This is a genomic window from Microcoleus sp. AT3-A2 (assembly GCF_036705685.1).
In the GTDB taxonomy this organism is placed as follows: domain Bacteria; phylum Cyanobacteriota; class Cyanobacteriia; order Cyanobacteriales; family Microcoleaceae; genus Microcoleus.
Map to the genome: position 1 here is coordinate 1 of NZ_JAUBVF010000007.1, position 13,200 is coordinate 13,200.

14 protein-coding genes are annotated in these 13,200 nt (G+C 47.2%); 7 read left to right on the top strand and 7 right to left on the bottom strand.

Going from position 1 to position 13,200, the window contains the following annotated elements; genetic code table 11:
- Nucleotides 1-145: 145 nt before the first annotated feature.
- From QUB37_RS06310 to QUB37_RS06335, 6 genes are all read right to left on the bottom strand, one after another.
- The gene (locus tag QUB37_RS06310; protein WP_333160177.1) at nt 146-343 is read right to left on the bottom strand and encodes a hypothetical protein; all 198 of its coding nucleotides are present in this window, start codon (nt 341-343) and stop codon (nt 146-148) included.
- A 123-nt stretch (nt 344-466) separates the two neighbouring features.
- Nucleotides 467-643, bottom strand: coding sequence for a hypothetical protein (locus QUB37_RS06315; protein ID WP_333160178.1), 177 nt, complete (start codon nt 641-643; stop codon nt 467-469).
- Between the two features lie 197 nt (nt 644-840).
- Nucleotides 841-1,323, bottom strand: a complete 483-nt coding sequence (locus QUB37_RS06320) for a hypothetical protein (protein WP_333160180.1) — start codon at nt 1,321-1,323, stop codon at nt 841-843.
- Nucleotides 1,324-1,401: 78 nt separating this feature from the next.
- The gene (locus QUB37_RS06325; RefSeq protein WP_333160182.1) at nt 1,402-1,551 is read right to left on the bottom strand and encodes a hypothetical protein; all 150 of its coding nucleotides are present in this window, start codon (nt 1,549-1,551) and stop codon (nt 1,402-1,404) included.
- 25 nt (nt 1,552-1,576) lie between these two features.
- Nucleotides 1,577-2,743 carry a CO2 hydration protein gene (locus QUB37_RS06330; RefSeq protein ID WP_333160184.1) on the bottom strand — a complete coding sequence of 389 codons (1,167 nt, stop codon included), beginning with the start codon at nt 2,741-2,743 and terminating at the stop codon, nt 1,577-1,579.
- A gap of 177 nt (nt 2,744-2,920) precedes the next feature.
- Complete coding sequence (locus tag QUB37_RS06335) at nt 2,921-4,435, bottom strand: NADH-quinone oxidoreductase subunit M (RefSeq protein WP_333160186.1); 1,515 nt, start codon at nt 4,433-4,435, stop codon at nt 2,921-2,923.
- 128 nt (nt 4,436-4,563) lie between these two features.
- On the opposite strand from QUB37_RS06335, the gene QUB37_RS06340 reads away from it, so the two are divergent.
- Entirely contained in the window at nt 4,564-5,175 is a 612-nt protein-coding gene (locus tag QUB37_RS06340; protein WP_333160189.1) for a Uma2 family endonuclease, read from the top strand.
- Nucleotides 5,176-5,319: 144 nt separating this feature from the next.
- Here QUB37_RS06340 and QUB37_RS06345 read toward each other — a convergent pair whose 3' ends face one another.
- Nucleotides 5,320-7,194, bottom strand: a complete 1,875-nt coding sequence (locus tag QUB37_RS06345; protein ID WP_333160191.1) for an NAD(P)H-quinone oxidoreductase subunit F — start codon at nt 7,192-7,194, stop codon at nt 5,320-5,322.
- A 624-nt stretch (nt 7,195-7,818) separates the two neighbouring features.
- On the opposite strand from QUB37_RS06345, the gene QUB37_RS06350 reads away from it, so the two are divergent.
- The 6 genes from QUB37_RS06350 to QUB37_RS06375 all read left to right on the top strand — a co-directional run bounded on the left by QUB37_RS06350 (nt 7,819) and on the right by QUB37_RS06375 (nt 12,897).
- Nucleotides 7,819-8,130, top strand: coding sequence for a carbon dioxide-concentrating mechanism protein CcmK (locus tag QUB37_RS06350; RefSeq protein ID WP_006635059.1), 312 nt, complete (start codon nt 7,819-7,821; stop codon nt 8,128-8,130).
- A 96-nt stretch (nt 8,131-8,226) separates the two neighbouring features.
- Complete coding sequence (locus QUB37_RS06355; RefSeq protein WP_006635058.1) at nt 8,227-8,568, top strand: carbon dioxide-concentrating mechanism protein CcmK; 342 nt, start codon at nt 8,227-8,229, stop codon at nt 8,566-8,568.
- Nucleotides 8,569-8,832: 264 nt separating this feature from the next.
- Nucleotides 8,833-9,138 (top strand): EutN/CcmL family microcompartment protein, encoded by a 306-nt coding sequence (locus tag QUB37_RS06360; RefSeq protein ID WP_172186882.1) that lies wholly within the window; start codon nt 8,833-8,835, stop codon nt 9,136-9,138.
- Nucleotides 9,139-9,280: 142 nt separating this feature from the next.
- A complete protein-coding gene (locus tag QUB37_RS06365; protein WP_333160193.1) occupies nt 9,281-10,936 on the top strand; it encodes a ribulose bisphosphate carboxylase small subunit in 1,656 nt (551 codons plus the stop codon).
- Between the two features lie 289 nt (nt 10,937-11,225).
- A complete protein-coding gene (locus QUB37_RS06370; protein WP_333160195.1) occupies nt 11,226-11,918 on the top strand; it encodes a carbon dioxide concentrating mechanism protein in 693 nt (230 codons plus the stop codon).
- A 205-nt stretch (nt 11,919-12,123) separates the two neighbouring features.
- Complete coding sequence (locus QUB37_RS06375) at nt 12,124-12,897, top strand: BMC domain-containing protein (RefSeq protein ID WP_333160197.1); 774 nt, start codon at nt 12,124-12,126, stop codon at nt 12,895-12,897.
- Nucleotides 12,898-13,200 lie beyond the last annotated feature (303 nt).

Below are 13,200 nucleotides of genomic sequence, written 5' to 3' on the forward strand. Positions count from 1 at the left end.
TTAGCAGGCATTCACTTTTTCTGAATATCATTATGTTATATTATACCAATATGCGTTTTAAATGCACAACAGCTTAAGCCCATTTGTAAGTCTTGCAGGTCGATGGGTCTTGGCCTGTCGATCGTCGGCGATGATTTGGGCTGATTCACAACACGAGCGAATCCTTTCTGCATTGTTTTTTCCTCACCCTTCGTGACTGATCTGAAGCAGTATTATAGGACGCATTTGACATCTTTAAGGCTGCGGGTCGATCGCCCGTGGTGGAGCGATCGCCCGTGGTGATTCGATCGCCCGTGGTGGAGCGATCGCTCCTGGTGATCCGATCGCCCGCTACGAGCATCACTTATACTGGAAAAGGGATCTCGTCACAAGACCTTTAATGGATTCTATTGAACCGATATTGACTGGATACTCATTCATATCTTGCCCTTAAAGTCAAGTACAATTTATACCAAATTAGATGAGCTTACCCTGATACTTCCCGGACGATGAAACTAGACGGCAATGCCTCGAATTCCTCAATAGTCATGTGGTTGGGACACTGGTGTGGCTTATTCCACACGACTTTGTGGTCGCCAATTCCCAACTTTTTTTCCCCGTCTAAAGTCAGTTTTACGGAGATGTTTTTTACAGAAAACAGCATCTGCTCCTTGCTGTTTCACTAAAACTAAATCAACATAATTACCATAAGCTTGATCTGCCAATATCACATCGTCGGGGACTAAATTTGCATAAATCAAACGGCTCATCGCAATCTCACTGCTTGCTTTCGGATGCTATGCCAGCGGATACCACAGCCCCTGTTAGTCATGAAAAGAGGACCACTATTTTAGCGATGGTTCATCCACACCCAGCTTTTTGATTACTGTGTTGCGGATACTCGGCTTGATTCGCAGCAGTATTATTCATCAACACTGTTGTCCCATCTAGTACCCGCACCCGTCGTCCACACCATTGCTGTTCTAAAGGAACTTCCTTTTCTAGGGCTTCTGTGACTATTGGTACTAACTGTTGAACGAGTTTTTCTGGTAGTCGCTTACGAGCTTTACTATATGCCCCGGTATCAGAAGAAGGAGACTTGACTCCGGCCGCCCTGGGCCACGTACTCATCCGCTTCACGGCTTGACTCAAACTTTTGTCGGGATCTAGTACCTGAGATATCATCGCCCACAAGGTGACTATCGGTGTGTAGATGCTTTGGTAGTAGGTGATCTTCTCCTTCGCTAGAAGCTCCTGGACTAACTCTTCTGGCAGCAGCTTCTCCCAAGGTGAGGCAACGCTCTGCAAAAATTGTTGTTTGAGAATGCACGCACGATTTGGCATAATGGAGGGAGATATTTTGGTTTGTAAGGCAATTATCTATGTATATCTTGCCTTATAGATTTTTTTTGGCTCACTTTTTCAGTGCCATTGGAATTCAGTCCTCACTACTTGCCTTATAACGGCTATTTTACTGGACGTGATATCATTGCGATCGCCAGCATTAGCTTTCGCCCTCCAAAGGAAAGTAATCGCCAAAGCTGGTAATATTTTTGCAACTTCTAGAGACATTTCGCCTTAAAAACCAGTCGCCCTTCTACCGTTCGGGGAACAACTGACAGGCCCGGTTAGTTGGCTGATTTGCCCAATCCAAGCGAGAATTCCCAAATCGATCCATCCAACCTTCCAAATAAGCCCGATTAGCCTTTTTTTCCTCTGGATCGGAGGTATTCATTGGATGAGGTGCTAGACCCAAAATAGTCGCCGTCGTCACGCAAAACATCGACTTTTGAAAACTCTGGCAAATTTGCACCCGCACATCGTCTTCACCGCGACAGCTACTGCGATAAACTTCGTGCAAATACTCCGGCAAATAATGACGCATATCTTGCATCAATTGAGTTGGCGGAATCCCTGCACCTCCAATCGGTAAAGGATCAGCAAACAAAGCCCCGTAGGCAAATTCTCTTTGTTCTTCCGGGATTTGATGAGCTTGAGCGTTGTAGGAAACTGTGCCAAAAAACGCAGTCCCCCGAAAGAAAATTGACTCTACATAAGGCACTGCTACATCTGGTAAAAATGTTAAGTTAGCCGCCGCCGGAATGATATCGTAGACTTGACCGTGAATCTTGACGCTGTAGGTAATTGGCAGACTGGCGGCGGCTACTAAACCGGCTTTGACAAAATTAACAACGTCAGAAATAGACTTAGTTTCCCCTCGATCGTAGGAATCAGATAAGTCTATGAACAAATCGCTCATTACCCGCCAAAACTGACCGAGACCGGTGTAGTAAGCGAGCATCCGCACTTGTTCCGGCAAAAAATTAGGAAATGCTTTGTTGAGTCCCTGCATGAAAAAATTGCCTTTCAGTTTAGCAGCGATCGCCTTTTCGACCAAACTGCTAAATTCCGGGGAATCCAAATAACTGTCAAAACCCCCGCCGCCGTGCCACAGCATAGTTTTCATAACATACTCAGCATACTCGAAATTTATGCGATCATGCCACAAATAGCGCATTAGTTTGGGCAGAGTCACATCTCCGTTGAAATATTTAAAAAACGGAAAAAGCACTAAAAACTGTTCTTCTGCAATATAGTTGAGATTGCGAGAATAGGCATCGAGAACCACACCGTAACTTTTGAGAATGCCGACAACTTCAACTACATTTTCCGTAGATTCAGGCAGTAAAGCTTTGCCTGATTCCAAGATGTCAATGTATGCGGATAGGGGATGGGAAGATGGTTTTAATACGGTACTTGTCATTTTAATTAAGCCTGAATAGAAGGAAGAACGAAGAAATAAGTTTGTAGTAAGGACTTTAGTCCTTTAATGATGGGCTAAAAGCTGTTAAGAGAGGACTGGCACTCCTCACTACGAACCTATAGACTAAAAGCTGTTAAGAGAGGACTGGCATTCCTCACTACGAACCTAGGTCATATTTTATTTCAAGTTTTGAGCAATCACTTTAACTTGCGGTGGCACATTAGCAACCATTCCGATCGCAGTTTTTTCGCTCAAAGCAATTAAAACTCCCGGCTGCACTCCCATGATGGCGATAATTATTGCTAAAACCAGCGAAGGGATGCGATCGCGCCAGCGGACTTGCGGCAAATTTACCACCACATCCGAAAGGCGGCCGAAAAAGGCGCGGTTGACCATAAGTAAAAAGTAAACTGAAGTTAAACCAGTGCCGATCATGCAGAGCAAAGTTTGCACGGGAAACACTGGCAAACTGCCCCGAAACATCAAAAATTCAGCAATAAATCCAGCCAAACCCGGAATGCCAGCACTTGCCATCACGCCGAGGATCATTAAACTGCCAATCATCGGCAAACCGCGATCGGGATTGAACAAACCTTTGAGCACATCGATGTTGCGGGTGCCGGATTTTTTGTAAATAACACCGACACTCAAAAATAGCAGCGCCGAAATTAAACCGTGGCTAACCATTTGCAAAACAGTTCCCAGCATACTAATCGGAGTAGCTGCGGCGCTAGCTAACAAAATGTAGCCCATGTGAGCGATCGAACTGTAAGCTACAATTTTTTTCATATCTTTTTGGGCGATCGCGCAACTCGCCCCGTAAAGCACACTCACCACCGCCCAACTCGCCAAAATCGGCGCCGCCACCGCCCACGCCTCTGGAAACAAACCTAAACCAAAGCGCAGCATCCCATAAGTTCCCAGCTTCAAAAGCACCCCCGCCAGCAGCACCGAAACCGGCGTCGAAGCTTCTACGTGAGCATCCGGCAGCCAAGTATGAAAAGGCACCAAAGGCATCTTAATTCCAAAAGCCAGCAACACCCCTGCCAGCAAAACAATTTGCCTTACCAAAGGCAATGGCAATCCTCCTTGCAAATGCGATGCGCCCGCTGCACCAACCATATCGAAACTCGAAGCACCGCTAAGCCAACCAGTGCCCAAGAAAGCAGCCAGCAGCACAATTCCCGAAAATGCAGTATAGATTAAAAACTTAGTAGCAGCATAACCCCGGCGCTCGCCTCCCCAAATCGCAATTAACAGGTAAAGCGGAATCAATTCTACCTCAAAAAACAGGAAAAACAGCAGCAAATTTTGAGATAAAAAAGCCCCTGTTACGCCGCCTGTAATTAACAGAATCAAAGAATAATAAAGTCGAGGTCTGCGGATCGACTCATCCGTAGCATAAATAGCTATTCCTGTCAGGAGAGTATTTAAAATTACCAAAGGCAGAGCCAAACCATCAACACCGAGATTGTAATTCAATCCCAAAACATCTATCCAAGGAATGAATTCTGCAAACTGCAACTGACTGATACTGGCATCAAACTGAACTGCCAAAATCACCGAAAGAATAAAAGTTATGGCCGCAATGGCGATCGCGACATTCCGAACTATTTTAGAACTCACTGAACCGGGCCACAACCCAATCAGGGCAGCAGCCAACATTGGTATCCAGATTAAAGCACTGAGCATCAATTAAAACTTTCCTTTGTTACACAGTATTTAGAGCTATATTTAACATTAACGCAAAGCAACTACATATAAAAGCGATCGGCTAATTTTCTTGTTAACATAGATTCAAATGTCTGTGGAATCCTTCTATGACCTCAAGTCTTACAGATCGAGAAGATTTGCAAATTAAATCCGGTTCTCCTTCCACTCGCCTCACCGTTGCCGACTTGGAACAACTGCAAGGTATACTCTGCGAAGTGCATCTAGACTACCAATTAGAACTGGTAGATGGGAAGATTATCATTATGGGCCCATCAGACATTGTATCGAGCGAAATTGGACTTGAGTTTGGGAGTCTTTTGCGTAACTGGGTCAAACCCCGCAAACTCGGACGAGTGTTTGAGTCCAGCGGCGGGTTTATTCTCCCCAATTCAAATCTTACAGCACCCGATGTTTCGTTTGTGGTAGCCGATCGCCTCAAACAAAGTAAAAGGTATTTTGCCGAACTCGTTCCCGACTTAGTTGTAGAAATCAAATCTCAGTCCGATCGCCTCAAACCCCTGCGAGAAAAAATTTTATCATTTATCGAACTTGGAGCCAAAGTAGGAATATTAATCGACCCAGACAAGCGCACAATAACAATTTACACTCCGACAGCCGAGCCAGTGGTATTGAAAGACGGCGACATGATTTCAATTCCCGAACTTTTGCCCGGTTGGGAAGTTCCAGTCACCGAATTATGGCCGATTGATTTTGAGTAAAACTAGATAAAAAAGCAGACAAACCCAGACTAAAATCATCTGCGTTCATCTGCGTTCATCCGCCCTCATCTGCGGTTTAAAATTAAATAACATCAGACAAAAAGCAGACAAACCCCAAAAAATTCATCTGCCAACCTCTGCAGTTTAAAACTGCCAAATAATCAACGCCAGCAACACAGCAACCCCCGCTGCAATAGTCAACACATAAAACTGCGACTGGCCGGTGCCGCTGTACTTCAACCCTTCACCGCTGAAAATTGTCGCAAAACCGAACAAATTCACCGCCCCGTCCACCACATACCTATCAGTCCAAGCGCTGATTTTAGAAATAGAAGCCACAGCCCAAACCACAGTCAAGCGGTACACTCGATCGATATAAAAATCGTAAGCAAACAAATCCTGCAACGCCGGCACCGGCAGCCGTACCGGTCGAGGTAAAGCCCCGTACCAATAAATCGCCACCCCAACCGCAACGCCAATCAACCCAGATAACATTAACAGCGGAATATCCAGAGTCTTCAACAGCAAATTTAAAGCATCAAAATCCCCCGTTTGCGCCCAAGGGCCAGTCCAACTAATTAAAAGTTGCCACCGCTGCAACATCCAAGGCACCAACAGCCCCATCACTGTCAAAATTACCATCGGCAAAGCCATCGGCCAACCAACTTCTGGAGCTCTGCGAGTTTTCGGCTGCGGTTTTCCAGCAAACACTAAACCGAATATGCGAGTTAAATTTAGCGCCGTCAAACCGTTAACTAAAAGCAGCACTATTACCAGCCACAAAGGCAAAGTCCAAAAACCGTTGAGCCAGCGCCGCATCGCCCAAAAGTTGCCCAGAGGCAACAAGGCTACCATCCCTGCAGCGCCTACTAAATAAGCCGTAGTCGTGGCAGGCATCTTCGACCACAACCCACCCATTTCTGTTAAATCTTGAGTGTTAGTTGTGGTAATAATTGACCCTACGCTCATGAATAATAGGCCTTTGGCGATCGAGTGCGCGAACAGCAACAGCAAAGCAATGTCAACTTGATTTAGCCCCACGGCGATAAACACCAAACCCATAGAAGCGCTGGTAGAATGCGATAGTGCTCTTTTGATGTCGATTTGGGCGATCGCCACCAAGGAAGCGCCAACAGCCGTCACCGCACCCAAAACCACCAGCACCGCACCAGTCACGGGCGACAGTGCTAAAACAGGCTGAAGTTTAATCAAAACATAAGCCCCAGCGCCCACAACTACCGTATTCCGCATAATCGAAGCCGGGTTGGGCCCTTCCATCGCCTCGTCGAGCCATAGATGGAAGGGAAATTGAGCGCACTTGGCCGTAGGTGCGGAGATTAAAGCCAAACCTAAAAGAGTCGCCACTAGGGGAGACAAAGTTGCAGTTTCCGCCCATGTTTCCAAATCGGAAAAATTCAAACTTCCCGCTAAAGTTGAAAGCGTCACTACTCCCATCAGCAGTGGCACGTCTCCTACACGCTTGGTTAAAAACGCATCTCTAGCGGCTGTTACTACGAGCGGTTGAGCGTACCAAAACCCGACTAGCAAGTAAGTTGAAAGCGTCAGCACTTCCAACAAAGCGTAAGTTATAAGCAGCGAGTCGCTAATGGCAATGCCGCTAATTGCCGCTTCAAAAAAACCCATCAGCCCAAAAAATCGAGCTAGCGCCCAGTCTTTTTCCATGTAGCCTAGAGCGTAAATTTGTGCTAGCAAACTCAGAACTGTAACTAACTCCATTGCTCCGACGCTGACGGTGGAGATTTCTATTGCAAAAGACAAATCTAAATCGGCTGCTTGTACCCAGTGGACGAGCAACTGTTGGGGCGGTTGATCCCAAGTCGCTGTAAAAATAATTGACCCGTGTATGAAAGCCAACACAGTCATCAACAAATTGAAGTAAGCGGCCGGTCTGGGCCCTGTTCTGCGAACTGTTCCCGTAGACCACGGCAAAGTTAAAATTGCGCCTATTAAGCCATATAAAGGTACCCACCAACAGGCTTGGAGGAGAAATTGAGTCATTTAATTTATCCCTTAAACTTCAAATTACCGGCTGCCTTTATACAAAAAACAGTCGCGGTAGATCGCGCGAGACCCTAAAACTTTGACTAACCCCGATCGTATAGTTGTGGCAAAATAATTTGCACTCCAGATTAACTATACATTAAAGCATCAAAACTGATAATTATCTCAATACAAAATTACAGGCTGAGCAGACGAGGCACTCAAAGAAAAAAATGCCTGCCGATAGGCCAAGACTGCCTTTTTTGCCGATTTCCCTGCGATCCCCCTTTTGAAATCCCCAAGTTTCCCGGCAGTTATCAGCTCTTGCTTCACATACCGGACTCTACTTTATGAGTATTCTTACTTACTTTAATCCCCTCTCGCTCTCGGTATCTACCTCTCTCAATATTAAGATTATTAAATAAATATTAAATTAGTTTAAGTAACATAAAAAATTTTAATTTTTGTTATTAAACATTATGATGTTAGTTTATATTGTCAAGGTGGACAGCTTCCCCTATTCTTATAGGATAGGAAGCTTTACACTGCCTTACTAAAAAATGTGGGCCTCCCCGTCCAAATTTTTAGATTTCTCAAAGATTTGTAACGGTAATTTCGCTCATCCTCAAAGGAGATTCAAAAATGTCAATTGCCGTGGGAATGATTGAGACAAAAGGTTTTCCCGCTGTTGTGGAAGCTGCCGATGCTATGGTCAAAGCTGCCCGCGTTACCCTCGTGGGCTATGAAAAAATCGGCAGCGCCCGCGTCACCGTAATTGTGCGCGGCAACGTGTCGGAAGTCCAAGCCTCAGTCGCAGCCGGAGTCGAATCCGTCAAGCGGGTGAATGGCGGAGAAGTCGTCTCTACCCACATTATCGCTCGCCCCCACGAAAACCTAGAATACGTTCTGCCGATTCGATATACAGAAGCAGTAGAACAGTTCCGAGGCTACTAAGTTCTTAGCGCCCATAGATTTCGTTGGACGAAAATTAGTGCGATCGTCAAAAATTAACTGTTTAGTTCCCCAAATATTCAATCAGGAGTAAAACCAATGGCAATTGCAGTTGGCATGATCGAAACCCTAGGCTTCCCCGCAGTGGTAGAAGCCGCTGACGCGATGGTCAAAGCAGCCCGCGTCACCTTGGTAGGCTACGAAAAAATCGGTAGCGCTCGGGTTACGGTCATTGTAAGAGGAGATGTCTCGGAAGTGCAAGCTTCGGTCGCAGCCGGAGTCGAATCCGTCAAGCGGGTTAACGGCGGACAAGTGATGTCCACCCACATTATCGCCCGCCCTCACGAAAACTTAGAGTACGTGTTGCCCATTCGCTACACCGAAGCTGTAGAACAGTTCCGCGAAGGCGTGAGCGGCATTCGCCCTCTCAACAGATCATAAGATAGGCTCACGGCTGTTAGGGGCGTTTGGTAATTAAAAATTAAAAATCGCGAGGTTTGTGATTTAGCATTTTTAATTTTTAATTGAGGTGGGTATGGGATATTGGTTATTAGTCATGAGTCATGAGTCATGAGTCATTAGTCATTAGTTAGTCGACGCATAACTCTAAAATGCGGACAGCGGACTGAGTAAAGCTAATTAAAAAAAAGACAAGTGACCCGGTAAAAATGACAGTTACCAATTACCTATTACCTATTACCTAAAATGCAAATGGCCAAAGTTCTCGGCACAGTTGTCAGTACCCAAAAAGAGCCGACACTGAGAGGATCGAAATTTCTACTGCTGCAATTCATCGATGAGGAAGGTTCGCCAGTTCCCGGCTATGAGGTAGCCGCTGACTGTGTGGGTGCTGGTATAGATGAATGGGTTTTAGTAACCCGAGGCAGCGCAGCCCGGATCGCGCCCGGAAGTGAAAACCGTCCGATCGATGCTCTAGTAGTAGGCATTATAGATACTGTCAATGTAGAAAACCGCCTCATTTACAGTAAAAAAGACGACCCGTACCGCTAGTTGACAGTTGGCAGTTGGCAGTTGGCAGTGAACAGCTAACAGCTAACAGTGAACAGTTGACAGTGAAGAGTGAACAGCTAACAGTGAACAGTTGACAACTAACAACTAACAAAAAATTTTTCAGCTTAGGAGAACTTAATTTATGGCAGTCCGCAACGTTGCGGCTCCCCCGACGCCTTGGTCGAAAAACTTGGCTGAGCCCAAAATTCACGATACCGCCTTCGTACATTCCTTTTCTAACATTATTGGGGATGTGCATATCGGTTCTAATGTGATGATTGCCCCCGGGACATCTATCCGCGCCGATGAAGGCACTCCTTTTTATATCGGAGAAGGAAGCAACATTCAAGACGGAGTAGTGATTCACGGCCTAGAAAAAGGCCGAGTCACAGGAGACGACGACAAATCCTATTCTGTGTGGGTGGGGAAGAATACTTCCCTCACCCACATGAGTTTAATTCACGGCCCTGCCTACGTGGGCGACGACTGCTTTATCGGCTTTCGCTCTACGGTGTTCAATGCCAGAGTGGGCAACGGCTGCATTGTCATGATGCACGTACTAATTAAAGATGTGGAGATTCCCGAAGGTAAGTACGTACCTTCGGGAGCCATCATCACTAATCAGAAGCAAGCCGATCGCTTGCCTGACGTTCTAGATTCTGACGTTCAATTTGCGACCCATGTCATCGGCATCAATGACGCTCTGAGAACGGGTTATCGCTGCGCTGAGAACATCGCCTGTCTAGCACCAATTCGCAACGAGCAAACTAAAAACCCCAATATGACTCAAACCAAATATTCTACCCATGCCGGCACCCAATTGAGTTCAACTCTTGCCGATAGCATCCGCAATTTACTAGCCCAAGGATACAGCGTGGGAGCCGAACACGCCGACGCGCGCCGCTTCCGTACCGGTTCTTGGCGTACTTGCGGCCCGATTTCCTCAAAGCGCGACTCTGAAGTAATCGCCGCTTTGTCAGCTTGCATGGCTGAACACCAAGGAGAATACGTCCGCTTGATCGGGATTGACACCAAAGCCAAACGCCGCGTACTAGAAGAAATCGTCCAAAGACCGGGAGACAACGGCTCTAACGGTTCTAACGGTGCGAAAACTCACCAATCTAACGGTAAAGTTGCACAACAAGCTTCATACCACAATAGCGGTTCCGTGTCAAGCGGAAAATTGAGTGCCGAAACAGTGGCTCAGGTTCGCGGCTTGCTAGCTCAAGGCTACAAGGTGGGGACGGAACACGCCGACGCGCGCCGCTTCCGCACCGGTTCTTGGCAAAGCGGGGCTTCGCTGCAAGTGAGAAACGAATCTGAGGCGATCGCCGCTTTGGAAGCTGTGATGAACGAGTACCAGGGCGAGTACGTGCGCTTGATCGGGATTGACCCGAAAGCTAAGCGACGCATAGTTGAAGAAATTATTCAGCGTCCCGACGGCCCGGTTGGTCAATCGGCTAAGCCGGCAGGAACATCTAAGCCTGCAGCAACATCGGGATACAAAGCAGCTTCGACTGGTTCGGCCAGCAACGGAAGTTTGACCGGCAAGACGATCGACCAAATCCGCAACCTGCTTTCCCAAGGCTACAAAATTGGCACGGAACACGCCGACGCGCGCCGTTTCCGCACCGGTTCTTGGAACAGTTGCGCCCCGATCGCATCCAACCGCGAATCCGAAGTGATTTCTGCCCTCGAAAGCTGTCTCAAAGAACACAGCGGCGAGTACGTCCGCTTGCTGGGCATCGACTCCAAGGCGAAGCGCCGGGTACTCGAAGAAATTATCCAACGACCTTAATTTGCCTGGTAATTAGCCTGTTTCTTCCGTTAAGCCCTCGCACTGGGGCCAACGGGAGAAACCCCAGCGGATTGAAGTTGGATTTGAGATAGTTAAAAAGCTCGATTGACAAATGTTGGTCAAAATCTAGAATCTTCTAAAAGTTTCTATAAAACGTTAAAGCATCAAGCTTCTCAGTATTAGTAAATTATCGTTTCTTAGATTGACATGGTTAAATTTATCAGTCGAGAAAACCCATAATTTAAAGTCGTTTTATCGAAAAAAATAGCTCCTTTCATGGTGAAGTCGAATGTATTTATCGCCACTGCAATTAAGTAGCAACTCTCAGATTTTGATGAGTGGCGATGTAGTTGTGAATGAGGGTGCGGCGATCGCCCCTGGAGCAATCCTGCAAGCAGATCCGGGCAGCCGGATCTTGATCGCCGCCGGTGCCTGTATCGGTATGGGAGTTATCCTTCACGCCCGTGAAGGTACTCTGGAAATCGGGGCGGGCGTTATTCTGGGTGCAGGGGTGCTGGTGGTAGGTGCGGGAACGATCGGGGAAAATGCCTGTATTGGCGCCGGGACGACCCTAATCAATCCTTGTATCGACAAAATGCAAATTATGCCAGCAGGTTCTCTAATGGGAGATACCAGCCGCCAAGCCGCCGCAGAAGCAACCGCAACAGAAGCAACCGCAGCAGCGCCAACAGCAGCGCCAACATCACCAGAAACCCCCGAAGCCACTACGCCACCGGTCGATCAACCGATCGAGCCGATCGAGCCGCCACAACCCGCCCAAACACCGCCTCAAACTGCGCCGGAGACTGCCCCAGAGCCGCCGGAATCCACCGCCACAGAGCCGCCCCAACCAGGGGAAACGCCAACTATTCTGTACGGTCAAGCTCACATCAATCGGCTGTTGGGGACGCTGTTTCCGCACCGGCAAGCTTTTAATCGACCGGAGGAAAACGGCCAAACTCTATCGGGCGGTTCCGGGTAGCCGTCATTTCCGTAAAAGGCAGCTATGCTGAAGGCAGAAAGATCAAATATAAATAGGTAATCTCATATTATTGGTAGCTCAGCAATTTGTAAGGCCTTGCCGCAGCAATCTGTGTCTTGTAGCTCGTGCAGTCTGTCTTCTCATCTGAGAAACTATAAACTATCAACAAATTTTTATTTTGGGAAGTTTCTAAGGGTGATAGAAGATGGACGGACAAACGGATCGTAACAGTCACGAAGAGCGATCGCAGCGCCAGGAATACTTCAAAGACACTGCTTTGGGTTTGGTATCCACCAAGAGTTTTCCGGCAATTGTGGGGACTGCTGACATGATGCTGAAGTCGGCAGGAGTGATTTTAGTAGGATACGAAAAAATAGGTTCCGGTCACTGTACGGCGATCGTCCGGGGCAGAATTTCGGATGTGCGTTTGGCTGTGGAAGCTGGAGCTCAAACTGCCGAACAGTTCGGGCAGTTTGTTTCTAAGTTGGTGATTGCTAGACCTTTGGCTAATTTGGAAGTGGTTTTGCCGATCGGCTTTCGCCTGACTCAACTGTCGGAAAGCGGCAGTTATTCTCGGCTTAGCCATCAGGCGATCGGTTTGCTCGAAACCCGGGGATTTCCGGCAATGGTCGGTGCTTGCGATGCTATGCTCAAATCCGCAGACGTACACTTGGCAGCTTACGAGAAAATAGGCGCCGGTTTGTGCACGGCAATTATTCGCGGTGCAGTTGCAGATGTAGCAGTAGCCGTAGAGGCCGGGATGTACGAAGCTGAGCGAATTGGCGAGTTGAACGCGGTGATGGTAATTCCGAGGCCTTTGGAAGATTTGGAACAAACTTTACCGCTGGCGAGTTGCTGGATCGAGCAGCGTAAACCTGTGATGATGCCCATGTCGGTTAAGGAAAAGGAACAAGAATTGATCGAACTTCCAGATTTGGAGAAATTGACTGTTTATGTGGAAGAGGAAATCAATCGGTAATTGGTAGTTAGACAACAAAAGTTTGTAGAGACGTACTGCCGCAAATACTGAGACGAAGTTTGTCAACAAAATATAGAGTTTACTCGGTAGGACTGCTGGCAACAATTTATACTCAGTAGCGGTCTCAAACTTAATTTGCCGATCGAGCCGATCGCAGCCGCACCAATAGACACAGAGCAGCAAGTAAAACTAGACTTTTGAGATCAAGTCGATCGCCTAAACAATGGAACTGACGAAGTAAATCCAGCCGAGGTGCAGACTCTTTCCACAGGATTTAACTGCTGTTAAAATAAACCCAAAATC

Bases quoted from the DNA above. Each gene is read 5' to 3' on its own strand.
- QUB37_RS06315 (WP_333160178.1), bottom strand. From the start codon at position 643: ATGCTGTTTTCTGTAAAAAACATCTCCGTAAAACTGACTTTAGACGGG.
- QUB37_RS06320 (WP_333160180.1), bottom strand. From the start codon at position 1,323: ATGCCAAATCGTGCGTGCATTCTCAAACAACAATTTTTGCAGAGCGTT.
- QUB37_RS06325 (WP_333160182.1), bottom strand. From the start codon at position 1,551: ATGTCTCTAGAAGTTGCAAAAATATTACCAGCTTTGGCGATTACTTTC.
- QUB37_RS06330 (WP_333160184.1), bottom strand. From the start codon at position 2,743: ATGACAAGTACCGTATTAAAACCATCTTCCCATCCCCTATCCGCATAC.
- QUB37_RS06335 (WP_333160186.1), bottom strand. From the start codon at position 4,435: ATGCTCAGTGCTTTAATCTGGATACCAATGTTGGCTGCTGCCCTGATT.
- QUB37_RS06340 (WP_333160189.1), top strand. From the start codon at position 4,564: ATGACCTCAAGTCTTACAGATCGAGAAGATTTGCAAATTAAATCCGGT.
- QUB37_RS06345 (WP_333160191.1), bottom strand. From the start codon at position 7,194: ATGACTCAATTTCTCCTCCAAGCCTGTTGGTGGGTACCTTTATATGGC.
- QUB37_RS06350 (WP_006635059.1), top strand. From the start codon at position 7,819: ATGTCAATTGCCGTGGGAATGATTGAGACAAAAGGTTTTCCCGCTGTT.
- QUB37_RS06355 (WP_006635058.1), top strand. From the start codon at position 8,227: ATGGCAATTGCAGTTGGCATGATCGAAACCCTAGGCTTCCCCGCAGTG.
- QUB37_RS06360 (WP_172186882.1), top strand. From the start codon at position 8,833: ATGCAAATGGCCAAAGTTCTCGGCACAGTTGTCAGTACCCAAAAAGAG.
- QUB37_RS06365 (WP_333160193.1), top strand. From the start codon at position 9,281: ATGGCAGTCCGCAACGTTGCGGCTCCCCCGACGCCTTGGTCGAAAAAC.
- QUB37_RS06370 (WP_333160195.1), top strand. From the start codon at position 11,226: ATGTATTTATCGCCACTGCAATTAAGTAGCAACTCTCAGATTTTGATG.
- QUB37_RS06375 (WP_333160197.1), top strand. From the start codon at position 12,124: ATGGACGGACAAACGGATCGTAACAGTCACGAAGAGCGATCGCAGCGC.